Below are 25,312 nucleotides of genomic sequence, written 5' to 3'. Positions count from 1 at the left end.
GCATGTCCGACCGGGTGTCGTCGCCGTTCCTCGAAGCCCTTCGCTCGCGCGTCCTGGTGGCGGACGGGGCGATGGGCACCGCCCTGCAGGCCCACGACCTGAGCCTGGACGACTTCGCCGGTCTCGAAGGCTGCAACGAGATCCTCAACGTCACCCGGCCGGACGTGGTCCGCTCGGTCCACCGGGGCTACCTGGAGGCGGGCGCGGACGCCGTCGAGACCAACACTTTCGGGGCCAATTTCGCGAACTTCGCCGAGTACGACATCACCGGCCGGATCTTCGAGCTGGCCGAAGCCGGCGCGCGGCTGGCCCGCGAGACCGCCGACGAGTTCGCGACGCCGGACCGCCCGCGGTTCGTCCTCGGCTCGGCCGGCCCCGGCACCAAGCTGCCGACGCTCGGCCACGCGCCCTTCACCACGCTGCGTGACGCCTACCAGGAGGAAGTCCGCGGTCTGCTGGCCGGCGGCGTCGACGCGGTGATCGTCGAGACCACCCAGGACATCCTCCAGACCAAGGCGTCGATCATCGGCGCGAAGCGGGCGATGGCCGCCGAAGGCCGGTCCGTGCCGATCCTCGCTTCGATCACCGTCGAAACGACCGGGACCATGCTGCTCGGCACCGAGGTCGGCGCGGCGCTGGCCGCGCTGGAGCCGCTCGGCATCGACCTGATCGGCCTCAACTGCGCCACCGGGCCGGCCGAGATGAGCGAGCACCTGCGGCAGCTGGCCAAGCACGCCCGGGTGCCGCTGTCGGTGATGCCGAACGCCGGCCTGCCGGAGCTGGGCCCGGACGGCGCCGTGTACCCGCTCGGGCCGGAGGCGCTGGTCGAGGCGCTCACCGGGTTCGTGCGCGAGTTCGGCGTCGGCCTGGTCGGCGGCTGCTGCGGCACCACAGACGAGCACATCCGGCAGCTGGCCGCCGCGGTGGCGGACACGAAGCCCGTACCCCGGCGGCCGCGCCCGGAGCCCGGCGTGGCCTCGCTGTACCAGGCGGTCCCGTTCAAGCAGGACGCCAGCGTGCTCATGATCGGCGAGCGCACCAACGCCAACGGCTCGAAGGCGTTCCGCACCGCGATGCTCGAAGGCCGCTGGGACGACTGCGTGGAGATCGCCCGCGAGCAGACCCGCGACGGCGCCCACCTGCTCGACCTCTGCGTCGACTACGTCGGCCGCGACGGCACCGCCGACATGGCCGAGCTGGCCGGGCGCCTGGCCACGGCGTCGACCCTGCCGATCATGCTCGACTCCACCGAGGTCCCGGTGCTGCGGGCCGGGCTGCAGCGCCTCGGCGGCCGGTGCGCGGTCAACTCCGTCAACTACGAGGACGGCGATGGCCCGGAGTCGCGGTTCACCCAGGTCATGGAGCTGGTGAGCGAGTACGGCGCCGCCGTCGTCGCCCTCACCATCGACGAAGAAGGCCAGGCGCGCACCGCCGCGAAGAAGGCCGACATCGCGTCCCGGCTCATCGCGGACATCACCGGCAACTGGGGCGTGCGGACGTCCGACATCATCATCGACGCGCTGACCTTCACCATCGCCACCGGCCAGGAGGAGTCGCGCCGCGACGGGATCGAGACGATCGAGGCGATCCGCGAGATCAAGCGGCGCCACCCCGAGGTCCAGACCACGCTCGGCCTGTCGAACATCTCCTTCGGCCTCAACCCGGCCGCGCGGCAGGTGCTGAACTCGGTGTTCCTGCACGAGTGCGTCCAGGCCGGGCTCGACACCGCGATCGTGCACGCGTCGAAGATCCTGCCGATGGCGCGGATCCCGGACGACCGGCGTGCGGTGGCTTTGGACCTCGTCTACGACCGCCGCCGCGAGGGCTACGACCCGCTGCAGGAGCTGATGGCGCTGTTCGAGGGCGTGAGCGCGGCGTCGACGAAGGCGTCGCGGGCCGAGGAGCTGGCCGCGCTGCCGCTGTTCGAGCGCCTCGAGCGCCGGATCGTCGACGGCGAGCGCAACGGCCTCACCGACGACCTCGACGCGGCCCTGGACCAGCGGCCCGCGCTGGAGATCATCAACGACACGCTGCTGTCCGGCATGAAGACCGTCGGCGAGCTGTTCGGGTCCGGGCAGATGCAGCTGCCGTTCGTGCTGCAGTCCGCCGAGGTGATGAAGGCGGCCGTCGCGCACCTCGAACCGCACATGGAGACCGGCGACGACACGGGCAAGGGCCGGATCGTGCTGGCCACCGTGCGCGGCGACGTGCACGACATCGGCAAGAACCTCGTCGACATCATCCTGTCCAACAACGGCTACGAGGTGGTCAACCTCGGCATCAAGCAGCCGATCACGACCATCCTCGACGCGGCGGCGGAGAACGGCGCCGACGCGATCGGGATGTCCGGGCTGCTGGTGAAGTCCACGGTGATCATGAAGGAGAACCTCCAGGAGATGAACTCCCGGGGCGTCTCCGCGCGCTGGCCGGTGCTCCTGGGCGGCGCGGCGCTGACCCGGTCCTATGTGGAGAACGACCTGAGCGACCTCTACTCCGGCGACGTCCGCTACGCGCGGGACGCGTTCGAGGGGCTGCGGCTGATGGACGCGATCATGGCGGCCAAGCGCGGCGAGACGCCCCTGTTGGACGCCGACGCGGACAAGAAGCGCCAGGAGCGCAAGGAACGCCGTGAGCGCTCGCTGCGGATCGCCGAGGCGCGCAAGGCCCGCAAGGCCGACGAGGAAGCCCTCGAAGGGCCGCCGCCCGCGCGCTCCGACGTCGCCACCGACGTCCCGCTGCCGGTGCCGCCGTTCTGGGGCTCGCGCGTGGTCAAAGGCGTCGCCCTCGCCGACTACGCCGCGATGCTCGACGAGCGCGCGACCTTCATGGGCCAGTGGGGCCTCAAGGGGGCCCGCGGCGGCGCCGGCCCGACCTACGACGAGCTCGTCGAGTCCGAAGGACGGCCGCGGCTGCGCTACTGGCTCGACCGGCTGACCGCGGACGGCGTCCTGGCCCACGCGGCCGTCGTCTACGGCTACTTCCCGTGCGTCGCCGAGGGCGACGACCTGGTCGTGCTCACCGAGCCGGAGCCGGCCGCGCCCGAGCGGCTGCGCTTCACCTTCCCGCGCCAGCGCCGCGACCGGCGGCTCTGCCTGGCCGACTTCTACCGGCCGCGCGAGAGCGGCTCCGGCGGTGAGGTCGATGTCGTGCCGTTCACCGTCGTCACCATGGGGCAGCCCATCGCCGACTACGCCAACGAGCTGTTCGCCGCCGACGCCTACCGCGACTACCTCGAGGTGCACGGCCTCGGCGTCCAGCTCACCGAGGCGCTGGCCGAGTACTGGCACTGCCGCATCCGCGGCGAGCTGACCCTGCCCGGCGGTGTGGCGGTCGCCTCAGAGGACCCCGAGGACGTCGAGGACTTCTTCAAGCTCGGCTACCGTGGAGCCAGGTTCTCACTGGGCTACGGCGCCTGTCCCGATCTCGAGGACCGGGCGAAGATCGTCGCGCTCCTCGAGCCGGGCCGCATCGGCGTGAAGCTGTCCGAGGAGTACCAGCTGCACCCCGAGCAGTCGACCGACGCGATCGTCTGCCACCACCCGGAAGCCAAGTACTTCAACACCTGAGGAGACTCCACTGTGGACGGATTGGCCGCCGTGCTCTGGGACATGGACGGCACGCTCGTCGATTCCGAGAAGCTGTGGGACGTCGCGCTGTACGAGACGGCGGAAGCGCTCGGCGGCAAGCTTTCCGAGGAGCAGCGGATGACGCTCGTCGGGTCCAATATGGACGACACTTCGGCGTACCTGCTCGAGGTCGTCGGCCTGCCCGTGAACCCCGAGTCGATCGCTTCGACCGGCGACCAGATCCGCCGGCGTACGGCCGGGCTGTTCGACGACGCACTGCCGTGGCGCCCCGGCGCCCGCGAGGCTTTGACCGCCGTGCGCGAAGCGGGACTGCGGTCGGCCCTGGTCACGTCCACCGAGCGGGACCTCACCGAGCTGGCGCTGAACACCATCGGACGGGACTTCTTCGACGTCACGGTCTGCGGCGACGAGGTCGAGGGCTTCAACAAGCCGCACCCGCGTCCCTACCTCAAGGGCGCCGAGCTGCTCGGCGTCGACCCGGCGCGGTGCGTCGCGGTCGAAGACTCGCCGCCGGGCACGGAGTCGGCGGTCGCGGCGGGCTGCACGGTGCTGGTGATCCCCAACGACGTCCCGGTCGAGCCGGGGGAGCGGCGCGTGTTCCGCGACTCGCTGACCGGCATCGACGTGCCGGCGCTGGCGGCCCTGCTGGGCTGAGCACGGCCACGTCGCATTCCCGCTAGCCGCGGCGTCGCGGGTCGGCGATGCTGGACCGTGTGCACGAGGACTTCGAACGGTGCGTGCGGGCCGTGCAGGGGAAGGACGCCCGGTTCGACGGGTGGTTCTACTGCGCGGTCCTGACCACCCGGATCTACTGCCGGCCGAGCTGCCCGGTCGTCCCGCCCAAGCGGCGGAACATGAGCTTCTACCCGAGCGCGGCGGCCGCGCAGCAGGCCGGGTTCCGGGCGTGCAAGCGCTGCCGCCCGGACGCCAGCCCGGGGTCGCCGCTGTGGAACGAGCGCGCGGACCTCGTCGCCCGGACGATGCGGCTGATCGCGGACGGCGTCGTCGACACCGAAGGCGTCGACGGCCTCGCCGCGCGGCTCGGCTACAGCGTCCGGCAGGTCCAGCGGCAGGTGCTCGCGGAGCTCGGCGCCGGTCCGCTGGCGCTCGCGCGGGCCCAGCGCGCGCAGACCGCGCGCACGCTGATCGAGACCACCACCCTGCCGATGACCGAACTGGCCCTCGCGGCCGGCTTCGGCAGCATCCGCTCGTTCAACGACACCGTCCGCGAGGTCTTCGCGCTCACGCCGACGGAACTGCGCAGCCGCGCGAAGGGCACGCCGCCCGCCGGGGCGATCGTGCTGCGGCTGCCCTACCGGAAGCCGCTCTGCCCGGACAACCTCTTCGGCCACCTCGTCGCGACCGCGGTGCCGGGCGTCGAGGAGTGGCGCGACGGTGCGTACCGCCGGACGCTGCGGCTGCCCCACGGGCACGGGGTCGTCGCCCTGCGGCCCGAGGAGGGCCACATCGCGTGCCGGCTCAGCCTGACCGACCTGCGGGACCTGCCGGCCGCCACCAGCCGTTGCCGGCGGCTGCTCGACCTCGACGCCGACCCGACCGCCGTGGACGACCAGCTCGCCACCGACCCGCTGCTCGCGCCGCTCGTCGCGGCCGCGCCGGGCCGCCGGGTCCCGCGCACGGTCGACGGCGCCGAGTTCGCCGTGCGGGCCGTGCTGGGGCAGCAGGTCTCGACGGCGGCCGCGCGCACCCACGCCGCCCGGCTGGTCGTCGCGCACGGCGAGCCGATCGACGACCCCGACGGCGGCCTGACCCACCTGTTCCCCTCGCCGGAGGCGCTCGCTTCCCTGGACCCCGAGACCCTGGCCATGCCGCGCAGCCGCCGTCGCACGCTGCTCGCCCTGGTCTCGGCGCTGACCGGCGGGCTCGACCTCGGCGCGGGCAGCGACTGGGCGGCGACGAGGGTGGCGCTGACCGCGCTGCCCGGGTTCGGGCCGTGGACGGTCGAGAGCATCGCCATGCGCGCCCTCGGCGACCCGGACGCGTTCCTCCCCACCGACCTCGGCATCAAGTACGCCGCGGAGACCCTCGGCCTCGGCGGGCAGGCCGCCGTCGTCGCCCGGTCGGCGGCGTGGAGCCCGTGGCGCGCGTACGCCACCCAGCACCTGTGGGCCACCGGTGACCACGCCATCAACCGGATGCCCGCCGCTTAGGAGATCCCATGCGTTCCCACACGGTCGTGGACAGCCCGTGCGGCCCCCTGACGCTCGTCGCCGAGGACGACGCGCTCTGCGGGCTGTACATGCACGAGCAGCGCCACCGCCCCGCCGAGCCGACGTTCGGCTCGCCCGCCGCCGGCGAAGTCTTCGAGCGCACCGAGGCACAGCTGACGGAGTACTTCGCCGGGCAGCGGCGCGAGTTCGACCTGCCGCTGGCCTTCCGCGGGACGCCGTTCCAGCGCTCGGTCTGGTCGGCCCTGCTCGGGATCCCGCACGGCGAAACGGCGTCCTACGGCGAGCTGGCGCAGCTGCTCGGCAATCCGGCGGCCTCCCGCGCGGTCGGGCTGGCCAACGGCAAGAACCCGATCTCGATCATCGTGCCCTGCCACCGGGTGCTCGGCTCGACCGGTTCGCTGACCGGCTACGGCGGCGGGCTCGAACGGAAGCGGTTCCTGCTCGACTTCGAACGCGCGTGTCCCACCTTTCGGGAGGATGCGTCCACTCCGGTGTGAGATCGACGGCATCCGGACCATCCCGGGGCGGCGCCCGCGGGTCCGGGGTGGAAGGATCTGCAGACCGTGAAGACCTTCGATGAGCTGTTCGCGGAGCTTGCCGAGCGCGCGCGTACCCGTCCCGACGGGTCCGGCACCGTCGTCGCCCTCGACGCCGGAGTGCACGCCCAGGGCAAGAAGGTGCTGGAGGAAGCCGGCGAGGTGTGGATCGCCGCCGAGCACGAGTCCGACGAGCGCCTGGCCGAGGAGATCTCCCAGCTGCTGTACCGCCTGCAGGTGCTGATGCTCGGCCGCGGCCTGTCGACCGAGGACGTCTACCGCTACCTGTGACGGGTCGCTCGAAGATACGAGGAGAGAAGCGAAATGCTGCGTGTTGCCGTGCCGAACAAGGGAGCCCTCGCCGCCGCGGCGACGGAGATGCTCGGCGAGGCGGGCTACCGGAAGCGGCATGAGCAGCGCGACCTGACGGTGCTCGACCACGTCAACGAGGTCGAGTTCTTCTTCCTGCGCCCCAAGGACATCGCGATCTACGTCGGCTCCGGCGACCTCGACCTCGGCATCACCGGCCGCGACCTCGCCCTCGACTCCGGCGCGCCGGTGGAGGAGGTCCAGGCACTGGGCTTCGGCGGTTCGACGTTCCGCTACGCCGCCCCGGCGGGCCGGGAGTGGAAGCCCGCCGACCTGCACGGCAAGCGGCTCGCGACGTCGTACCCGCGGCTGGTCCGCGACGACCTCGCCCGCCACGGCGTCGAGGCCGAGGTCATCCGGCTCGACGGCGCGGTCGAGATCTCGATCCAGCTCGGCGTGGCGGACGCGATCGCGGACGTCGTCGAGTCCGGCCGTTCGCTGCGGCAGAACAACCTGGTCGCGTTCGGCGACCCGATCTGCGTGTCGGAAGCGGTGCTGCTGCAGCGCAAGGGCACCGCGGAGAGCAAGGCGAAGTCGCAGCTCGCGGCGCGCCTGCGCGGGGTCGTGTTCGCGCAGCAGTACCTGATGCTGGACTACGACTGCCCGCGGACGCTGGTCGAGCGGGCGATCGCGATCACGCCGGGCCTGGAGTCGCCGACGGTGGCGCCGCTCGCCGACGACGACTGGGTGGCCGTGCGCGCGATGGTGTCGCGCAAGAAGGTCAACCTCATCATGGACGAGCTGGCCGAGGTCGGCGCCAAGGCGATCCTGGCGTCCGACATCCGCTCCTGCCGCCTCTGACGCACGCTGGTCGTGAGTGAGAAACAGGGTTAGAACACTGTTTCTCACTCACGACCGGGGTCAGCGCGGGCGGTTCGGTTTCTTCGGCAGCAGGTCGTAGAGGCCCTTGCGGGCGCCGTTGTCGTTGACGTTGCGGGCCACCGCCACCTCCGAGATGAAGTCCTCGAAGACGAACTCCTCGTCGGCGGGCACGACCGCCGGGGCCTGGTTCTGCTCCAGGTAGCCGTCGAGCGTCCCGGCGATCTCGCGGAACGACAGTGCCTGCAACGTCTCCGGGGCGTACGTCGTCACCGGGACGCCGTTCGCCGCCGCCTCGTTCATCACCACGCCGAGTGGCAGGTGCGAGAGCATCGGGATGCCGAACTCGTACATCTCCTGCAGCGCCGCGGCGGCGTAGTGCGAGATCGGGCGGCGGTAGAGGCTCGGCACCAGGCCGAACCACGACAGCGGCTGCCGCCCGACCGTCTGCTCGACGTACCGGACCTGGTCGGCCAGCAGCCGCAGCGCGCGGATGCTCGTCTTGTCCGGCTGGACCGGGACCAGGATGCCGTGCGAGGCCGCCAACGCGTTGTTCGTCAGCACGTCCAGCGCCGGCGGGCAGTCGATGATGCAGTGGTCGTAGTTGGCGAACTGGATGACCCGGGCGAGCTGCCAGCCGGGCACGCGGAACGAGTCGAGCCGCCGGATCAGGTCGAACATCCCCGGCGACGTCGGCACGACGTCGAGCGCGCCCCCCTTGCCGAGGTTGCTGCGCGGGTGCGGGACGACGATCTCCTCGATCGGGCCCTTCCACGTCTTGGCCAGCGCTTTCGCCAGGCTCGGCCGGTCCGGGGGCACCTCGGCCAGACCGAGCATCTCGGTCGTCGCGTGGCCCTGCGGGTCGAGGTCGACCAGCAGCACCCGCCGGCCCTGCTCGGCCAGCGCGGCCGCGGTGCCGACGCTCAGTGAGGTCTTGCCGACCCCGCCTTTCTGGTTGACCACCGAGGTGATCTGCATGCCGGAGCGCTCCTCAAGTCGGTCGTTCCGCGAAGGTTATTGGATGCGGGCCCGTTGTGGGTGGCTATCCGCCCCCGGCCTGTCGCGGACGCACCATGAGCGCCTGCGCGCCGGTGGCCACCGGGCCCTCGCCGTCGTGCAGGATGCTCGTCGCCGTGCCGACGCCGTGCCGGCCGACCAGGGTGACCGCGTCGAGGCCGATCCACTCGCCCGACGGCGGCCGCCGCAGGTGCACGGTCAGCTCCGAGTTGATGAACCACCACTGGCGCGGGTCGAGGTAGTTCGAGACGCCGTTGCCGGAGTCGGCGACCGTGAACAGGCGCTGCAGCCCGCTCGGCTCCTCGCCGTCGACCAGCGGGACGCGCTGGCGGGCCCAGACCGCGGCCGGGCCGGGCACGTCCATGCCGCCGCGGACCGCGCGCCACTCCACCGCGTCGAGGTAGCCGGCCTGCCAGCCCTCCGGCCACGGCGACTCCGTGACGCTGTCCGGCGCCGGCATCAGCGGCCCGGCGTCGGTGGCGATCTCGGCCGTGTCCGCCGTCGCGATGCGCCAGGCCGAAGCCCGCGCCACGACGCGCTCCGCGCTCGCCAGCTCGGCCTGCAGCAGCTCGACCGACCGGCCGGGCCGTTCGATCCGGGCCCGCACGGTGAGCTCGGCGACCGGCGCCGGGCCGAGGATCTCGATCGTCACCCGCGCGAGCTCCGCCGAGTGCGCCGGTTCGACGTTTTCGAGAGCGCGGACCAGCAACGCCGACGGCGGCCCGAAGTGCTGCGAGTCGGACGACCAGGGCCCGGCGGTGTGGGCGGTCGCGGCGAACCGGTCGTCGCCGAGCGGGACGTAGAAGGCGTCGGCCATCAGTCGGCCCGGTCCAGCGGCGTCTCTTCGCCCGCGTCGGGCTCCGGCCAGCCGGGGTAAGCGGGTGGCGTGCCGCCGTACTCGGGGCAGTGCGCCTGGTGGTCACACCAGTTGCACAGCTTGCTCTTGTTGGCCCGGAAGTCGCCGGTCTTGCCCGCCTTGAGGATGGCCTGCCAGATGGCTTCCAGCGTGCGTTCGAAGCGGAGCAGCTCGGCTTCGTCGGGGGTGTAGGCGAGGGACTGGCCGTCGGTGAGGTACATGAGTTTCAGCTGGCGCGGCACGATCCCGCGCAGCCGCCACAGCACCACGGCGTAGAACTTCATCTGGAACATCGCCTTGGCCTCGCCGATTTCACGCGGCGCGGCACCGGTCTTGTAGTCGACGACCCGGATCTCGCCGGTCGGCGCGACGTCGACGCGGTCGATGTAGCCGCGCAGCAGCACGCCGGAGCCGAGCTCGATCTCGACGTGCAGCTCGCACGCCTCCGGCTCGAGCCGCCGCGGGTCCTCCAGCTCGAAGTAGGCGTCCAGCAGCTTTTCCGCCGACCGCAACCAGTCCGCGTGGTCGTCGGGCTTCTCGCCGTCGAACAGCTCGGTCCACTCCGGACGGTCTTCGGACAGCTCGGTCCACGCCGGGCCGAGCAGCTCCCGCGCCTGGGCGGGAACGCGCTCGGCGGCCGGCAGCGCGAAGAGCCGCTCCAACACCGAGTGGACGAGCGTGCCGCGCAGCTGGGCCTTGGTCGGGACCTCCGGCAGCCGGTCGACCGCGCGGAACCGGTAGAGCAGCGGGCACTGCTTGAAGTCGCTGGCCCTCGACGGCGACAACGCGGGCCGCCGCCGCACCTGCGTGGCGACGGTGGTGGCTGGGGGTTCCGTGGTGACGGTGTCGGCGTCGGGCATGGGCAGAGCGTAACGCCGGGGTCCGACAGTTCCGGCGACCGCAACGCCCGGCAGGTCCGGACAACCCCGTACCCGGCCGGCCGACACGCGTACCCCGACGGACGACACGCGTACGCGGACGGACGACACGACCGCGCGGCGCCGTGTCGTCCGGCCGGGTACGCGAGTCGTCCGTGCAGGTACGCGTGTCGTCCGGGCGGGTACGTGTTCCGGTCGTGGGGGACGCCACCCGGACCGGATCACCCGGGACCCACACCGGGGGCTCTAGGCTCTCCGGCATGGCCGCGACCAGTGAGCAGGGCACCGGGGGCACCCGGCAGGCCGTCCTCTCGGACGGTGGTCTCCTGCTGTTCCGGGTCGCCGGGGTGCCCGTGCTGCTGGCGCCGTCGTGGTGGATCGGCTCGCTGGTCGTCGTCGTGCTCTACGCGCCGCTGGTCGGGCGGCTGCTGCCGGACGCCTCGACGCTGACGTCGTGGCTGCTGGCGGGCGCGTTCGCGCTGCTGCTGGGCCTGTCGGTGCTCGCCCACGAGCTCGGGCACTGCCTGGCCGCGCTGCGGCTGGGGATCCCGGTGCGGCGGCTGCGGCTGTTCCTGCTCGGCGGGCTGTCCGAAGTGGCCCGCACGCCGAAGCGGCCGATCCACGAAGGGCTCGTCGCCGCGGCCGGCCCGGCGGTGTCGCTGCTGCTGGGCGGGTTCTGCGGCCTGCTGATGTTCGCCGTCCCGCCCGACGGCGCGGTCTGGATGCTGGTGGCCGAGTGCGCGGTGGCGAACCTCGCCGTCGGCGTGTTCAACCTCCTGCCCGGCCTGCCGCTGGACGGCGGGCGGCTGGTCCGCGCGGGCGTCTGGGCGGCGACGGGGATCCGCGCGAAGGGCACGCGCGCCGCGGTCGCCGGCGGCGGGATCGTGGCCGCGGGGCTGCTCGTGTGGGCGCTGTGGGGCCTCGCGACCGGGAGCCCGGACCGCTGGCTGCGCCTCGGCGTCTGCGTCGTCACGGCGTGGTTCGTGATCCTCGGCGCGCGCTCGGAGCTGGCCGCGGAAGCGCGCCGCAGCTGGCCGGAAGGTCTGGACCTCACCGAGCTCGTGCGACCGGTGTTGCAGCTGCCCGCCGAGAGCCCGGTGTCGGACGCGCTGGCCGCGTCGGCGGGCCGGGGCGTGGTGCTGGTCCGCGCCGACGGCGTCGCCGCCGGGCTGCTCGACACGGGCGCGGCGGAGCGGCTCGCGGGCACCTCACCGCACGCGCCGGCGGAGCTCGCGGCCGAGCCGATCCGGGCCGAGACGGTCCTGCTGGCCTCGGAGCCGGGGGAGGACGTCGTCGAACGGGTCCGCGAGACCCCGGCGTGGCAGTTCCTGGTGGTCGACGACGAGGGCCGTCCCGCGGGCGTGCTGCGCCGGGACGACCTGCGCGCCGCGCTGAACCGCCGTACCCGCTGAGCCACCGGCCCGGGCGGCCTGCGAAGATCTGTCGTCGGCCATTCGGGGTACTGGAGGAAGTGTTGTCGGTCAGCGGACCGTTTCGCGCGGGTGATCGAGTGCAGTTGACCGACTCGAAGGGGCGGCACTACACCTTGACGCTGGCCGACGGCGGGGAGTACCACACCCACCGCGGCGGGCTCGCCCACGACGACCTCATCGGCCGTCCCGAGGGCTCGGTGGTGACGTCCGCGGGCGGGTCGACCTACCTCGCACTGCGCCCCCTGCTGCCGGACTACGTGCTCTCGATGCCGCGCGGCGCGCAGGTGATCTACCCGAAGGACGCCGCGCAGATCGTGATGTGGGGCGACATCTTCCCGGGCGCTCGCGTGCTCGAGGCGGGCGCCGGCTCGGGCGCGCTGACGTGCTCGCTGCTGCGCGCGGTCGGCTCGGAAGGGCGCGTGAGCTCGTACGAGATCCGTGACGACCACGCCGTGCACGCCGAGCACAACGTCGTGAAGTTCTTCGGCGAGAAGCCGGCCAACTGGTCGCTCACCGTGGCGGACCTGGCGACCCACGAAGGCGAGGTCGACCGGGTCGTGCTGGACATGCTGGCCCCGTGGGACCAGCTGCCGAACGTGGCCGCCCACCTGGTGCCGGGCGGCGTGCTGACGGTCTACGTCGCGACCGTGACGCAGCTTTCGCGCGTCACGGAGTCGCTGCGCGAGCAGCAGTGCTGGACCGAGCCCGAATCGTGGGAAACGCTGATGCGGCCGTGGCACGTGGTGGGCTTGGCGGTGCGCCCGGACCACCGGATGGTCGCGCACACGGCGTTCCTGCTGACGGCCCGGCGCCTCGCGGACGGGACCGTGTCCCCGCGCGTGTCCCGGCGGCCGGCCAAGGGCAAGGGCTGAGCCGCTAGGACCTGTCCTCAAAGTGGGTGGCCGTGGAAGGCGGTCTACAACCGGTTCTGGCGCTGGTCACGCACCGGCACTCTGTCCGCGCTGGTGGCGAAGGTGCAGGTGATCGCCGAGGCGATCGACGAACTCGACCGGGAAGTGTCGGTCGATTCCAGCATCGTGCGGGCCCATCAGCACGCCGCCGGTGCTCGCCGTGTTCCGGCGTCTCACACAGGGGGCGAGCGGATTCTGCGGCGGGCAGAGCGAGCCAGGTGATCATGCCATCGGTCGGTCCCGCGGCGGGCCCACCACCAAGATCCACCTGGCCTGCGATGGTCATGGGCGGCCGTTGTCGGTGGTGCTGACCGGCGGCAACGTCAACGACTGCGCGATGTTCACCCAGGTCATGGCGGGCATCGAGTTCCGTCGGCCGGGTCCCAGGCGTTCGCCGACCCGGCCGAGCCGGGTGCTGGCGGACAAGGGCTACTCGAGTCGCGCCATCCGTTCCTACCTTCGTCGACTGCACATCCCGGCGACGATTCCGGAGCGACGTGACCAGCAGGCCAACCGGCTGCGCCGCGGCCGGGCCGGTGGCCGCCCGCCGGCCTTCGACCGTGTCGCCTACCGGCGGCGCAACATCGTGGAACGGTGTTTCAACCGGTTCAAGCAGTTCCGTGCCATCGCTACCCGCTTCGATAAGACTGCTATCTCCTACCGAGGGATGATTGACCTGGCTGCGCTTCTCCTCTGGCTTTGAGGACAGGCCCTAACCCGGCACGCACCAGCGGCCGGACTCCTTGTGCAGCGGGAAGGGCGTGTCCTTCGTGCCGCCCGCCGCCTCGACGTGCACCTTCGCCGTCGCGGACTCGCCGCGGACCTCCGGTGGCTCCTTGAGGGTCGCCGTCACCGGGCCGGCCGCGTCCCACATCCGCTGGAGCCGCATGAGGGCCTCCGCGCTCTGCGGGCGGCACGTCAGCTTGCCGAACGCCGTCGAGTCGTGGTGGGCGATGGCGTCGACGATCGCGCGGGCCAGCACGGTCACCGCGGCCGTGTCGACCGCGTCGGGCGCGGTGGACGTCGACGCGCGGGTGGGCGGGGCCGCCGGGGTCGACGGTGCGGGCCCGGAGCCGGACGGCGCGATCAGCAGCAGTCCCAGCACCACGCCCGCACCGGCCACGCCGAGCAGCACGAGCCCCGCGGCGAGCGCGCGGTTCACCGACGGCGCGGGCTCACGAGCCGTCCGCCTTCACGTTGGACAGGCACCACAGGCCGGATTCCTTCTGGGCCGACATCGTGCCGACCTTGGTCTTGCTGCCGTCCGTGGCCGAGTAGCGCACGCTGGACTTGTCGCCGGTGTCCTGCGGCGACGCGGTCAGCTTCACCGTGACCTTCGGGATCTCGCCGGTGGTGCCCTCGTAGACGCTCCGGCAGATCGTGTCGCCCAGCGCCTTCTCGTCGCCCGCGTTGTAGGCGGCGATCGTCGTGTCGAACAGCTCCTGCGAGCTGCCCTTGCCCGAGGGGGCGGGACCGCCGGCCGGCTTGCTGCTCTTCGTCGACGGGCTCGTCGGTGACGAGGTCTTGGGCTTCGAGCTCGACGTCTTCGGCGCGGACGTCGGCGCCGCCGAGCTGCTGGCGGGCGGCGCCGCGGTGTTGTTGTCGTCGCCGTTGGCCAGGACGAACCACGTCACGCCGCCGCCGACCAGGATCACGGCGGCGGCCGCGATGCCGACGATGAGCCCGGTTTTCTTCTTCTTGGGCGGCGGGGCGTCACCGAAGCCGCCGCCTCCGTACGGGTCGTACCCGCCGTAGTTCTGCTGCTGCTGGCCCCACTGGTCCTGCTGCCCGTACTGCGGGTGGCCCTGCTGGGGCTGAGCGCCCGGCTGCGGCGGGTAACCGCCCTGCTGGGGCTGCCCGTACGGGTCCGGCCGGCCGAACTGCTGGGTGCCGCCGTAGCCCGGCTGGGGCTGCGGTCCGCTCTGGGGGTAGCCGCCAGGCTGCTGGCCGTACGGCCCGGGCTGCTGCCCGTAGCCGCCGGGCTGCTGGCCGTAGCCGCCCGGTTGCTGCGGCGGGTAGGTCATGGGTGGTGCCCCCTCGCGTTCCTTCGGCTCCGGACACCGTCCTCGGGCGGCCGGCGTCGGCCCGATGCTAGCCACCGGGCCGGACCGCCGCGCGGGAAGGGCGGAACTCGCTCGAATCGTCATCTCCGGGCAGGGTTGGGCCGTCTCCGGAGCGGGTACTCCCGCCGTGCTTGGTTCGTCTCGGCCCGGATGGGCCCGCGACGCGCCGGGGCCACGGCACCGAAATGGCCGCTTGCGCTGCGGGAATGTCCGTGCTGGACCAGGCGAGGAAACCGCGACGCGCCGATCTTGTGATCCGGAAAGGCCTTTTCTTGTCGGTGATCGCCGGTACCGTGGAATGAAAAGCACTCCGAGGAGGTGCCCGATGCATCATGACCTTCCCGGAGGTCGGCGCGAGGAGGCCGACCCTTCAGCGACATCCGGAGCTGGGACGACGGCGGACGAGCAGGCTCGGCAGATCCGTTTTCTCGAGGAGGAAGTGGCGCTGCTGCGCCGCAAACTGACCGACTCGCCACGGCAGAACCGAGTGCTCGAACAGCGGCTCGCCGAGGCCTCGGAAAGGGTGAGTCAGCTCACCGAACGCAACACCAAACTGGTCGAAACCCTGCGTGAGGCGCGAGGACAGCTCCTCGCTCTGCGTGAGGAAGTCGACCGGCTGGCCCAGCCACCGTCCGGGTACGGCGTCTTCGTCGAGGCGTACGAGGACAACACGGTGGACGTCTTCACGGCCGGCCGGAAGATGCGGGTGTCGGTATCGCCCGCGGTCGAGCTCTCGTCGTTGCGCCGCGGCCAGGCGCTGCGGCTCAACGAGGCGCTCACCGTGGTCGAGGCCGGCGGCTTCGAACGCACCGGCGAGGTGTGCGCGTTGCGCGAGGTGCTCGCCGCCGACGTCGAGGGCGGCAGCCTTCGCGCGCTGGTGGTCGGGCACGCGGACGAGGAGCGGGTGGTCCTGCTCTCCGATCTGCTGGCCGAGCAGCCGCTCAAGCCGGGCGACTCGCTCCTAGTCGACTCCAAGGCCGGCTACGCGTACGAGCGCGTGCCGAAGGCGGAGGTCGAGGACCTGGTGCTGGAGGAGGTGCCCGACGTCCGCTACGAGGACATCGGTGGCCTCACCCGGCAGATCGAGCAGATCCGGGACGCGGTGGAACTGCCGTTCCTGCACGCCGACCTGTACCAGGAGTACCAGCTGCGCCCGCCCAAGGGCGTCCTGCTCTACGGCCCGCCGGGCTGCGGCAAGACGCTCATCGCCAAGGCGGTCGCGAACTCGCTGGCCAAGAAGGTGGCCGCGGCACGGGGCGACAACGAGGACGGGAAGTCCTACTTCCTGAACATCAAGGGTCCCGAGCTGCTCAACAAGTTCGTCGGGGAGACCGAGCGGCACATCCGCCTGATCTTCCAGCGAGCGCGGGAGAAGGCCTCCGAGGGCACCCCGGTGATCGTGTTCTTCGACGAGATGGACTCGATCTTCCGGACCCGTGGGTCGGGCGTGTCGTCCGACGTGGAAACCACGATCGTGCCCCAGCTGCTGTCGGAGATCGACGGTGTCGAAGGCCTGGAGAACGTCATCGTCATCGGCGCCTCCAACCGCGAGGACATGATCGACCCGGCGATCCTGCGGCCGGGCCGGCTCGACGTCAAGATCAAGATCGAGCGTCCGGACGCCGAAGGCGCGAAGGACATCTTCTCCAAGTACCTGGCCGAAGGCCTGCCGATCCACGCCGACGACCTCGCCGAGTTCGGCGGCGACGCCAAGGCGACGTTCGACGCGATGATCCAGCACACCGTCGAGCGGATGTACGAGGAGAGCGACGACAACCGGTTCCTCGAGGTGACCTACGCCAACGGGGACAAGGAGGTCCTGTACTTCCGTGACTTCAACTCGGGCGCGATGATCCAGAACATCGTGGACCGGGCGAAGAAGTCGGCCATCAAGTCGGTGCTGGAGACCAACCAGCCCGGCCTGCGCGTGCAGCACCTGCTGGACGCGATCGTCGACGAGTTCGCGGAGAACGAGGACCTGCCCAACACCACCAACCCGGACGACTGGGCCCGGATCTCCGGCAAGAAGGGCGAGCGGATCGTCTACATCCGCACGCTCGTCACCGGCAAGAACACGGACTCGGGGCGGGCGATCGACACCGCCACGAACACCGGGCAGTACCTGTAGGGCTCGAACCCCGATGGGGCGGTCGCTTCGGCGGCCGCCCCATCGGCGTGCCTACAGCCTGACGAGTTCGGGCTCGGCGGTGCGGCTCCGGCGCGACCGCGGCGGCCGGTGGGCCGCGACGATGCCGAGCACCACCAGGAGCGCGCCGGCCGGCTGGTTCCAGCTCACCGGTTCGCCCAGCACGAGCACGCCGAGCAGGACGCCGACAACCGGTGTGAGGTAAGTCACTGCCGACGCGTTCGCCGCGCCCCAGGCCGCGATGATGCGGACGTTCCAGACATACGCGATGCCCGTGCCGAAAACACCGAGCGCGACCATGCTCGCCACCACCGCGAGGTCGAGGTGGACCGGCGTCACCGCGACCGCCGGGGCCAGCAGGCTGAGGATGACTGTCGCCGAGCCCGTCTGGCCGAACGCGACCACGACGGGATCGACGCCCCGCGGGGAGACGAACCGGCGCATGTAGACGAAGCACGCGCCGTAGCACGTCGTGGCGCCGAGGCAGGCGAGCTGCGCCGTCAGTTCGTGCGAGACGTCGATGCCGTGCCACGCCCCGACGATCGTGAGCACGCCGAGGAAACCGAGCGACAGGCCGAGCGCGCGCGGTGGCGTGAACCGCTCTTCGGGGAGCGCCGCGGCGGCCAGCACCATCGTGACGAGCGGGGTCGTCGCGTTGAAGATGCTGGCCAAACCGGACGAAATGTACTGTTCCGCCCACGAGAACAACAGGAACGGCACCACGCACAGCAGCACCGAGACCACCGCGAGATGGCCCCACAGCACGGGATCGCGGGGGAGCGGGCGCCGGCGCGCGAGCAGCACGGCGGCCAGCGCGAGTGCGCCCAGTGCGACCCGCGCGAGGGCGATCTGGCCGGGGGAGAGCCCGGCCAGGCCCACCTTGATGAACAGGAAGCTCGCACCCCAGACGGCGGCCAGCAGCGCGAACCGCACCGGGACACCGAACTCCGTCGCTCCGAACCGCATGCCCGCAGTCAAGCCGGGCCGCCGGGAGTGAAGCCAGCGGTTATCGGACCTCTCGTTCTGTATAACGACCTATACCCGTCGGGGTAGGCTGCCGCCCATGGCGTGGGGGGAAGAACCGTGGCGGCGAGCGGTCGCGCACGTCGCGAGCCGCGTGGCCGGGCCGCCGCTGCCCGGCGACCTGGCCGTCACCGTCCACTTCCACCCGGACCGCCTGGCCGGGGAAGTGCCGCTGCTGCGGCACCTGGTTACGGACGGCGTCTACCGCTCGCAGTTCGAGACGGGCACGAGCAACGGCGGCCTGACCGCGCACGCCGGCGGTGACCGGTGGCGCTGGGAGCACCGGATCTTCGGTGGCGCGTACGACGACCTGCCGCCGTCGGCCCGGCCGAAGTACGGCTCCCTCGACCACCGGCGGCGCCTGGCGGGCGGCTCCGTCCGGTTCGGCTCGTCCCACCTGCGGCTGAAGCGGGAAGTGCTCGCGCGCACGACGTTCTGCTATCCGGACAGCTTCGCCGAGCCGGCCGACTTCGGCACCGCCGAGCACATGCCGCTGCTGACGCTCGCCGACGCGGACGTCCAGGACGAGCTCGACGACTACATCGAAGCCCACGTCCACGGCCCGCTCCGGCTCGCGACGGACGTCGAGGCGCTCGTGCTGGACCCGGCGTTCCGCGGCACCGACGTCGAGGCGGCGGCCGCCGAGCTGCCGTTCCCCACCCGCTGGCACCACGGGTTCCGGCTGCCGGTCGAGGTTCTGGTCGAGCACGCCGACTACCGGGGCGAAGACGTCGTGCGGGCCGGGAAGGAGATCGCCCGGGACGGCCGGCTCGACGCGCGGATCATCGGCGACGCCGTCCGCGCCGGCCGGCACGACCCCCAGGTGCTCAAGCGCGTGTGGCACTGCACCGCGCGGTTCGGCCTACGCGGCGACGCCGGCGGGTAGCAGCGCTTCGGCCAGCCGGCGCCAGTGCGGCATGGCCGAAGTGCCCGGTTCGACCCCGATCACCTGGATGCCGACGTGGTCGGCGCCGGCGTCGAGGTGCGCGTGCAGCTTCGCGGTGATCGTGTCCAGGTCGCCCCAGAACACCAGGTCGTCGACGAGCCGGTCGCTGCCGCGGCCGCCGTCGAGGTCGGCTTCGGTGTAGCCGAGCCTCCGGAACTTCGCGACGTTGTACCGCGAGGTGAGGTACGTGTGCAGGTGGCCGCGGGCGATCTCGCGCGCCTTGGCCGCGTCGGTTTCGAAGAGCACGGCGTGCTCGACGCCGAGGAACGGGCCGTCGCCCAGGATTTCCCGCGCCTGGGCGGTGTGCTCCGGTGTCACGTGGTAGGTGTGCGCGCCCGCCGACCGGTCCCGGGCCAGCTCCAGCATCTTCGGGCCGTACGCGGCGAGCAGCCGCCGGATCGGCGTCGGCGGCTCGGGGTTGGCGCTCGTGACGGCGTCCAACGCGTCGAGGTAGTCGTTCATCGCCTGAAGCGGCTTCTCGCCGGGTTGCCCGGCGCCGAAGCCGAGGCCCAGCAGGTGGCGGTCCGGGTACGCGTCGGCCAGTAGCAGGGCCGCGCCGCAGGTCCAGCGCGGTCCCCGCGACCGGATTTGCGCGATCCCGTTGACGACGGTGAGGCGCTCGGTGACCGACAGCAGGAACCCGGCGTGCGTCAGGGCTTCCCGGCCGTCGGTCTCCGGGATCCAGACCGCGGGCCAGCCGAGCTCTTCCAGCTCCCGCACGGAGTCCCGGATCAGGCCGGCCGGCTGGTCTTCGAAGTCGAACGTCCAGATGCCGTAGCGGCCCAGCCGCATGTTCTCGATCGTGCCCATGAATCGAAGTATTGCAGAATTACGATATGAGTCAACCGGCCGCCGGTTGGGGCGGGGGAGAGGGTCAGAGAGAGCGGCCGAGCGCCGCGACGAACTCGGCGATCCGGGCTTCGTCGCGCTTGTAGTGCGTCCACTTGCCGACGCGGGTCGCGCGCACCAGGCCGGCGCGTTGCAGCTCGGCCATGTACGCCGAGACGGTCGACTGCGCGAGCCCCGTCTTCTCCTGGATGTGGCTGACGCACACGCCGACCTCGATCGGGTCGGCGATGGCCCGCTCCACCGGGAAATGCCGTTCCGGCTCGCGCAGCCACTGCAGCACCTGCAGCCGCACGGGGTTCGCGAGCGCCTTGAACACGTCGAGCACCCGCTCGGCGTCCGGCTGGGATTCGGTGCGTGTCGTCATGGCTGGTTCCGAGTATATCGATGTATAACGACCTATACTTCGCGCCGTGAGCGAAGAAACCCGCCGCCCTCGCGCGCCCATCACCGAAAACGACGTCCTGGCCTGGCTGGAGACGACGGCCGCCGCCGTCCAGGCGGGGGAGGTGAGCGCCCAGGAGCTGATCGACATCCTCGGGGAGCTCCGCCGGGCCTCGGCCGCGTGCGCCGACGCCTCCGACTGGGCCCTGCTCGCCGCCCGCGAAGGCGGCGCGAGCCTCCGCCAGATCGCGCCGGTCTTCGGCAAGGGGTACGTCCGGGCCCCGGCCGCGCGCCTCGAGAAGCTCCACCGCCAGGCGCAGAACGCCGACCAGTGGCTGGCCATCCTCCGGCACAAGCAGACGGCGTGAGCGCGCCCGTGGAGCGCATCGCGCTCGGCCTGGCCGCGCTGGGCCGGCCCGCCTACATCAACCTGGGCCGCGAGGGCGCGCTCCCGCCGCGGCGGGACGTCGAGTCCATGCGCGCCGCGACCTTCGCCGTGCTCGACGACGCCTACGCCGCGGGGATCCGGCACGTCGACGTCGCCCGCTCGTACGGGCGCTCGGAGGAGTTCCTGGCCGGCTGGCTCGCCGAGCGCGGGCACCCGGACGTCGAGGTCTCCAGCAAGTGGGGCTACGCGTACGTGGGGGATTGGCGCCTCGACGCCGACGTGCACGAGGTGAAGGAGCACTCGGCGGCGCGGTTCGCCGCGCAGTGGGCGGAAACCCTGGCGCTGCTGGGGGATCGGGTCGGCCTGTACCAGGTGCATTCGCTCACTGTGGACAGTCCACTGTTCACCGACGAGCCGCTGATCGAGGCGCTGGCGGAGCTGTCCGCGAACGGCGTCGCGGTCGGGTTCTCGACGTCCGGGCCGGCGCAGGCGGCCGCGATCGAGCGCGCGTTCGCGCTGGAAGTGGCCGGGCGGCCGGTGTTTTCGGCGGTGCAGTCGACGTGGAACGTCCTGGAACCGTCCGCCGGGCCTGCGCTCGCCGCGGCGCACGCGGCCGGGAAGCGGGTACTGGTCAAGGAAACCCTGGCCAACGGCAGGCTCGCGGTGGAGGCGCCCGCGGTGCTGCGCGAGGTCGCGGCGGCGCACGGCACCGGGCCGGATGCGGTCGCCGTCGCCGCGGTGCTGGCGCGAGAGTGGGCCGGCACGGCCGTCCTCGGCCCGGCGAGCCCGGCCCAGCTGGCCGCGAACCTGCGCGCCACCACGCTTTCGCTGAGCACGGACGAGGAAGCGGCGCTGGCCGGTCTCGCGGAAAATCCGGAGGAGTACTGGCGACACCGGTCCTCCTTGGGGTGGGACTGAGCCACTGCACTACCCTTCGCAGGCACACGAGGACGACAGGAGGCCGGAGCAGGTGCGTCATCGACAGGTGGTCGCCTTGGCGGCGGTCGCGTTGGTCGGCCTCACCGGCTGCGACGGGCCCGATCCGAACAACCTCGAGACGTACTACGACGATCCGGCGCCCTCCTCGGCCCCCGCTTCGGTCGCCGAAGTACCGGTGAGCCCCGCGAAAGCCGCTCCCGTCACGCCGCCGGCGCCCGACCTGGGCCTGGTCGCGGAGCGGGCGCTGCTGTCCGACGCGGACGTCGCCGAGGAAGGCGTGCAGCCCGGTTCGAGTGAAGCTTCGGGGTGCCTGACGGGCACTGTGTCGGCGAGCAGCCGGACCGCGTCCTGGCGCTATCCCAGCGGTTCGGTGCTGCGCCACCGCGTCGCGGCCTACCCCGACGTGGCGGCCGCGCAGGTCGTGGCGGACGCCGACTGCGCGGGCAAGACGGTGACCGTCCCCGACCAGGCCGGAGTGGACCGTCAGCGGGCCTGGTGCGAGGGCAAGACATGCACGGTGTTGCTGGCGAAGGGAAAGCTCGTGTCCGGGCTGACCGTGTCGGCGAGCACCGAGGCGCGGGCCGTGGACGCGGCGAAGCGGCTGCTGCCCGCGATGGCGGCGAAGCTCGCGGCTCAGCCGTAACGGCGGAACCATTCCTGGACGCCTTCGCGGCCGTCGGGGATGAACGGCAGTTCGGGTGCCGGGTCGTCGATCCAGGCGCGGAGGTCCTCCAGCGGGATCCAGCGGCCTTCGACGATCTCCTCGGCCTGGTGGTGGATCGGGCCGTCCCAGCGGACCTCGGACGCGAAGTTGTGGCAGCGGTTGCGGCCGTCGTCGTAGACCTTGGTGAACAGCGGAACGGGTTCCACCCCGTGGACGCCCAGCTCTTCGGCCAGTTCGCGGCGGGCGCACTCGGCCGGTGACTCGCCCGCGGCGACCACGCCGCCGGCCCAGCAGTCCCAGGTCGAGGGCCACACGTCCTTCACCGCGGTGCGCAGGTGCACGTAGACGGCCTGGCCGTCACCCGAACGGACCAGCACGACGCCGGCGGCGTGCCAGAGTCCTTCGGCGCGGACCCGGGAGCGGGTGGTCGTGCCGACTTCGGATCCGGCCTGGTCATAGAGCGCAACGAGTTCGTCACTGCCTGGCATGGGTGCATCGTTCCACTAGGACGACCCCGTAGGGTGGTGGACATGCGGCGGATCATGGGAACCGAAGTCGAGTACGGCATCTCCGTGCCGGGCGACGCGACGGCGAACCCGGTACTCACCTCGACCCAGGTCGTGCTGGCCTACGCGGCCGCGGCCGACATCCCGCGGGCGAGGCGGGCGCGGTGGGACTACGAGGTGGAGTCCCCGCTGCGGGACGCGCGCGGGTTCGACCTGACCGGCCCCGGCGGGCCGGGGCACGACCCGGACGTCGAGGACCTGGGCGCGGCGAACGTCATCCTGACCAACGGGGCGCGGCTGTACGTCGACCACGCGCACCCGGAGTACTCGGCGCCCGAGGTGACGAACGCGCGCGACGCGGTCATCTGGGACAAGGCGGGCGAGCGGGTGATGGAGGAGGCCGCGCTGAAGGCGGCGTCCGTGCCCGGCCAGCCGCGGCTGCAGCTGTACAAGAACAACGTCGACGGCAAGGGCGCGAGCTACGGCACGCACGAGAACTACCTGTGCGCCCGGTCGACGCCGTTCACCGCGATCATCGCCGGGCTGACGCCGTTCTTCGTGTCGCGGCAGGTGGTGACCGGGTCGGGCCGCGTCGGGATCGGCCAGCAGAGCGAAGAGGCCGGGTTCCAGCTCTCCCAGCGTGCGGACTACATCGAGGTCGAGGTCGGCCTGGAGACGACGCTGAAGCGCGGGATCATCAACACCCGGGACGAGCCGCACGCGGACGCGGACAAGTACCGGCGGCTGCACGTCATCATCGGTGACGCGAACATGTCCGAGTACTCGACGTACCTGAAGGTCGGGACGACGGCGCTGATCCTCGACCTGATCGAGTCCGGCATCCGGTTCGACGACCTCAAGCTGGACGAGCCGGTGCGCGCGGTGCACCAGATCAGCCACGACCCGACGCTGAAGGCGCAGGTGGCGCTGGCGAACGGGAAGAAGTACACCGGGCTGGACCTGCAGTTCGCCTACCACGAGATCGTCTCGCAGAACCTGGAGCGCACGGACGCCGACCAGGCGTCGAAGGAGGTCCTGCGGGTCTGGGGCGAGGTCCTGGACGCGCTGGCGCGCGACCCGCAGGAGTGCGCGGACCGGCTGGACTGGCCGGCGAAGCTGCGCCTGCTGGAGGGCTACCGGCAGCGGGACCAGCTCGCGTGGGGCGCGCCGCGGCTGCGCCTGGTCGACCTGCAGTACTCGGACGTGCGGCTGGCGAAGGGCCTGTACAACCGGCTCGTGACGCGCGGGTCGATGAAGCGGCTGGTGTCGGAGGAAGAGGTGGTGGCCGCGGTGACGACCCCGCCGTCGGACACGCGGGCCTACTTCCGGGGCCGGGCGCTGGAGAAGTACGCGACCTCGATCGCGGCGGCGTCCTGGGATTCGGTCATCTTCGACGTGGGCAAGGAGTCGCTGGTGCGGATCCCGACCCTGGAGCCCCTGCGCGGGACCAAGGCCCACGTCGGGAAGCTGCTGGACGAGTCGGCGACGGCCGAGGACCTGGTGGAGGCGCTCACCGGTTCGGACTAGGCGGGACGCACCAGCGATCGCGGCGTGACCCCGAATGTCGGGGCCGCTGGGTAGGCTAGGAAACATCAGCCACACCGGGAGGCGAGATGGCCCAGGAAAAGATCGAAAAGCACGGCGGTGGTGACTCCGACGAGGAGTTCGACGACACCGGCGCGGCGGGTCAGGAGCGGCGCGAGAAGCTCGGCGAGGACGTGGACACGATCCTGGACGAGATCGACGACGTGCTCGAAGAGAACGCCGAGGACTTCGTCCGTGCCTACGTGCAGAAGGGCGGCGAGTAGGCCGCCCGGGGCCCCGCGCCCACGCCGACCGTTCAGCCGGCGGCCGGGTCCCGCGTGACGGCACGCCGCGCGCGGGGTTCCGGCCCGCACAGATGGGATTTTTGAGCACGTATGGACAACACCAGGGGCATCTCGGGTCCCGCGCTGCCGGCCGCGTACTTCTCGTCGGCGACGTCGTCGTTTTCGGACTTCCTGCGCGTGCAGGCGCCGGAGTTGCTTCCGGAGCGGCGGGTGAGCGGTGGCGTGGCGGAGCTGGGCGTGCCGCACGGGACGACGATCGTCGCATTGACTTTCGCGGGCGGTGTGCTGATCGCGGGTGACCGGCGGGCGACGTCGGGGAACATGATCGCGAGCCGCGACATCGAAAAGGTGCACGTCACCGACGAGTATTCGGCCGTCGGCATCGCCGGCACGGCGGGGCTGGCCGTGGAGATGGTGCGGCTGTACGCCGTCGAGCTGGCGCACTACGAGAAGATCGAGGGCGTTTCGCTGTCGCTGGACGGCAAGACGAACAAGCTGGCCGGGATGGTCAAGGCGAACCTCGAGATGGCGATGGCCGGGCTGGCGGCGATCCCGTTGTTCGTGGGCTACGACCTGGAGGCCGAGGACGCGAAGCACGCCGGGCGGATCGTCTCGTACGACGCCGCGGGCGGCCGCTACGAGGAGAACGGCGGCTACGCGGGCATCGGTTCGGGTTCGCTGTTCGCGAAATCCGCGCTGAAGAAGCTGCACGACCCGGACGCCGACGCCGAGGCCGCGACGCGCGTCGCGGTGGAGGCGCTGTACGACGCGGCGGACGACGACACGGCGTCGGGCGGGCCGGACCTGGTCCGGCGGATCTTCCCGAGCGTCGTGACGATCACCGCCGAGCGCGGTGCCGTGCAGCTGCCGGAGTCGGAGACCGCGGCCGTCGCGGAAGCCGTGGTGGCGGGGCGGATCGAGCGCCACCAGAGCCGGCTCTCCTGACGCGGGGCTGAACCAGTGAACGTTGGAACACCGAA

25 protein-coding genes and 1 pseudogene are annotated in these 25,312 nt (G+C 71.8%); 17 read left to right on the top strand and 9 right to left on the bottom strand.

From position 1 onward, the window contains the following. The first annotated feature begins 2 nt into the window (after positions 1-2). The 6 genes from metH (at position 3) to hisG (ending at position 7,485) form a co-directional block, all read left to right on the top strand. Positions 3-3,566: a methionine synthase gene (gene metH, locus ACZ7PG_RS39380; RefSeq protein ID WP_470244281.1), complete on the top strand. Its 3,564-nt coding sequence runs from the start codon at positions 3-5 to the stop codon at positions 3,564-3,566. A gap of 12 nt (positions 3,567-3,578) precedes the next feature. Then, on the top strand, positions 3,579-4,241 hold the full coding sequence (locus ACZ7PG_RS39375) for an HAD family hydrolase (protein ID WP_470244280.1): 663 nt from the start codon (positions 3,579-3,581) through the stop codon (positions 4,239-4,241). Positions 4,242-4,300: 59 nt separating this feature from the next. Further along, on the top strand, positions 4,301-5,758 hold the full coding sequence (locus tag ACZ7PG_RS39370) for an AlkA N-terminal domain-containing protein (RefSeq protein ID WP_470244718.1): 1,458 nt from the start codon (positions 4,301-4,303) through the stop codon (positions 5,756-5,758). Between the two features lie 8 nt (positions 5,759-5,766). Next, a complete protein-coding gene (locus ACZ7PG_RS39365; protein ID WP_470244279.1) occupies positions 5,767-6,276 on the top strand; it encodes a methylated-DNA--[protein]-cysteine S-methyltransferase in 510 nt (169 codons plus the stop codon). Between the two features lie 66 nt (positions 6,277-6,342). Continuing rightward, on the top strand, positions 6,343-6,606 hold the full coding sequence (locus ACZ7PG_RS39360; RefSeq protein ID WP_155544123.1) for a phosphoribosyl-ATP diphosphatase: 264 nt from the start codon (positions 6,343-6,345) through the stop codon (positions 6,604-6,606). A 33-nt stretch (positions 6,607-6,639) separates the two neighbouring features. Further along, entirely contained in the window at positions 6,640-7,485 is an 846-nt protein-coding gene (gene hisG / locus ACZ7PG_RS39355; protein ID WP_470244278.1) for an ATP phosphoribosyltransferase, read from the top strand. Between the two features lie 60 nt (positions 7,486-7,545). On the opposite strand, the gene ACZ7PG_RS39350 is transcribed toward hisG, so the two are convergent. From ACZ7PG_RS39350 to ACZ7PG_RS39340, 3 genes are all read right to left on the bottom strand, one after another. After that, on the bottom strand, positions 7,546-8,481 hold the full coding sequence (locus ACZ7PG_RS39350; RefSeq protein WP_470244277.1) for a ParA family protein: 936 nt from the start codon (positions 8,479-8,481) through the stop codon (positions 7,546-7,548). A 64-nt stretch (positions 8,482-8,545) separates the two neighbouring features. Beyond that, positions 8,546-9,337 carry a thioesterase family protein gene (locus ACZ7PG_RS39345; RefSeq protein ID WP_470244276.1) on the bottom strand — a complete coding sequence of 264 codons (792 nt, stop codon included), beginning with the start codon at positions 9,335-9,337 and terminating at the stop codon, positions 8,546-8,548. Beyond that, entirely contained in the window at positions 9,337-10,236 is a 900-nt protein-coding gene (locus ACZ7PG_RS39340) for a RecB family exonuclease (RefSeq protein ID WP_470244275.1), read from the bottom strand. Before ACZ7PG_RS39340 ends, ACZ7PG_RS39345 begins: the two co-directional genes overlap by 1 nt. A 278-nt stretch (positions 10,237-10,514) precedes the next feature. Between ACZ7PG_RS39340 and ACZ7PG_RS39335 the strand changes: the two genes are divergently transcribed. The 3 genes and pseudogenes from ACZ7PG_RS39335 to ACZ7PG_RS39325 all read left to right on the top strand — a co-directional run. Beyond that, the gene (locus ACZ7PG_RS39335) at positions 10,515-11,666 is read left to right on the top strand and encodes a site-2 protease family protein (RefSeq protein WP_470244274.1); all 1,152 of its coding nucleotides are present in this window, start codon (positions 10,515-10,517) and stop codon (positions 11,664-11,666) included. Between the two features lie 62 nt (positions 11,667-11,728). Continuing rightward, complete coding sequence (locus ACZ7PG_RS39330; RefSeq protein WP_470244273.1) at positions 11,729-12,559, top strand: tRNA (adenine-N1)-methyltransferase; 831 nt, start codon at positions 11,729-11,731, stop codon at positions 12,557-12,559. Continuing rightward, positions 12,560-13,301, top strand: a pseudogene (locus ACZ7PG_RS39325) (IS5 family transposase); the annotation flags it as partial. 9 nt (positions 13,302-13,310) lie between these two features. On the opposite strand, the gene ACZ7PG_RS39320 reads toward ACZ7PG_RS39325, so the two are convergent. Together ACZ7PG_RS39320 and ACZ7PG_RS39315 are read right to left on the bottom strand one after the other, a co-directional pair. Further along, a complete protein-coding gene (locus ACZ7PG_RS39320; RefSeq protein WP_470244272.1) occupies positions 13,311-13,760 on the bottom strand; it encodes a hypothetical protein in 450 nt (149 codons plus the stop codon). 13 nt (positions 13,761-13,773) lie between these two features. Further along, complete coding sequence (locus tag ACZ7PG_RS39315; protein WP_470244271.1) at positions 13,774-14,622, bottom strand: hypothetical protein; 849 nt, start codon at positions 14,620-14,622, stop codon at positions 13,774-13,776. Between the two features lie 364 nt (positions 14,623-14,986). Here ACZ7PG_RS39315 and arc point away from each other — a divergent pair, with 364 nt between their 5' ends. Beyond that, a complete protein-coding gene (gene arc, locus ACZ7PG_RS39310; protein ID WP_284744987.1) occupies positions 14,987-16,789 on the top strand; it encodes a proteasome ATPase in 1,803 nt (600 codons plus the stop codon). A gap of 51 nt (positions 16,790-16,840) precedes the next feature. Here arc and ACZ7PG_RS39305 read toward each other — a convergent pair whose 3' ends face one another. Next, positions 16,841-17,773 carry a DMT family transporter gene (locus ACZ7PG_RS39305; protein WP_470244270.1) on the bottom strand — a complete coding sequence of 311 codons (933 nt, stop codon included), beginning with the start codon at positions 17,771-17,773 and terminating at the stop codon, positions 16,841-16,843. Between the two features lie 97 nt (positions 17,774-17,870). Here ACZ7PG_RS39305 and ACZ7PG_RS39300 point away from each other — a divergent pair, with 97 nt between their 5' ends. Then, the gene (locus ACZ7PG_RS39300) at positions 17,871-18,716 is read left to right on the top strand and encodes a DUF3626 domain-containing protein (RefSeq protein ID WP_470244269.1); all 846 of its coding nucleotides are present in this window, start codon (positions 17,871-17,873) and stop codon (positions 18,714-18,716) included. On the opposite strand, the gene ACZ7PG_RS39295 is transcribed toward ACZ7PG_RS39300, so the two are convergent. Both ACZ7PG_RS39295 and ACZ7PG_RS39290 read right to left on the bottom strand, forming a co-directional pair. Next, the gene (locus ACZ7PG_RS39295; protein WP_470244268.1) at positions 18,693-19,586 is read right to left on the bottom strand and encodes a TIGR03620 family F420-dependent LLM class oxidoreductase; all 894 of its coding nucleotides are present in this window, start codon (positions 19,584-19,586) and stop codon (positions 18,693-18,695) included. The two genes, ACZ7PG_RS39300 and ACZ7PG_RS39295, sit on opposite strands and share 24 nt — an antisense overlap. 64 nt (positions 19,587-19,650) lie before the next feature. Then, the gene (locus ACZ7PG_RS39290) at positions 19,651-19,989 is read right to left on the bottom strand and encodes an ArsR/SmtB family transcription factor (RefSeq protein ID WP_470244267.1); all 339 of its coding nucleotides are present in this window, start codon (positions 19,987-19,989) and stop codon (positions 19,651-19,653) included. A gap of 46 nt (positions 19,990-20,035) precedes the next feature. On the opposite strand from ACZ7PG_RS39290, the gene ACZ7PG_RS39285 reads away from it, so the two are divergent. Genes ACZ7PG_RS39285 through ACZ7PG_RS39275 form a run of 3 tightly spaced genes read left to right on the top strand, consistent with a single transcriptional unit; the run spans position 20,036 to position 21,976 of the window. Continuing rightward, on the top strand, positions 20,036-20,374 hold the full coding sequence (locus tag ACZ7PG_RS39285) for a hypothetical protein (protein ID WP_470244266.1): 339 nt from the start codon (positions 20,036-20,038) through the stop codon (positions 20,372-20,374). After that, entirely contained in the window at positions 20,371-21,312 is a 942-nt protein-coding gene (locus ACZ7PG_RS39280) for an aldo/keto reductase (protein ID WP_470244265.1), read from the top strand. The genes ACZ7PG_RS39285 and ACZ7PG_RS39280 overlap by 4 nt, the downstream gene beginning before the upstream one ends. 52 nt (positions 21,313-21,364) lie before the next feature. Continuing rightward, positions 21,365-21,976 carry a hypothetical protein gene (locus tag ACZ7PG_RS39275; RefSeq protein ID WP_470244264.1) on the top strand — a complete coding sequence of 204 codons (612 nt, stop codon included), beginning with the start codon at positions 21,365-21,367 and terminating at the stop codon, positions 21,974-21,976. On the opposite strand, the gene ACZ7PG_RS39270 is transcribed toward ACZ7PG_RS39275, so the two are convergent. Beyond that, complete coding sequence (locus ACZ7PG_RS39270; protein WP_470244263.1) at positions 21,967-22,485, bottom strand: NUDIX domain-containing protein; 519 nt, start codon at positions 22,483-22,485, stop codon at positions 21,967-21,969. The two genes, ACZ7PG_RS39275 and ACZ7PG_RS39270, sit on opposite strands and share 10 nt — an antisense overlap. A 42-nt stretch (positions 22,486-22,527) precedes the next feature. Here ACZ7PG_RS39270 and dop point away from each other — a divergent pair, with 42 nt between their 5' ends. From dop to prcB, 3 genes are all read left to right on the top strand, one after another. Further along, positions 22,528-24,030: a depupylase/deamidase Dop gene (gene dop, locus ACZ7PG_RS39265; RefSeq protein ID WP_470244262.1), complete on the top strand. Its 1,503-nt coding sequence runs from the start codon at positions 22,528-22,530 to the stop codon at positions 24,028-24,030. 86 nt (positions 24,031-24,116) lie between these two features. Continuing rightward, on the top strand, positions 24,117-24,311 hold the full coding sequence (locus ACZ7PG_RS39260; RefSeq protein ID WP_013226725.1) for a ubiquitin-like protein Pup: 195 nt from the start codon (positions 24,117-24,119) through the stop codon (positions 24,309-24,311). A gap of 111 nt (positions 24,312-24,422) precedes the next feature. Then, entirely contained in the window at positions 24,423-25,277 is an 855-nt protein-coding gene (gene prcB / locus ACZ7PG_RS39255) for a proteasome subunit beta (RefSeq protein WP_470244261.1), read from the top strand. Positions 25,278-25,312: the final 35 nt, after the last annotated feature.

It is taken from the genome of Amycolatopsis sp. NPDC114504, from assembly GCF_055633595.1.
This window is presented reverse-complemented; position numbering and strand designations above follow the sequence as displayed.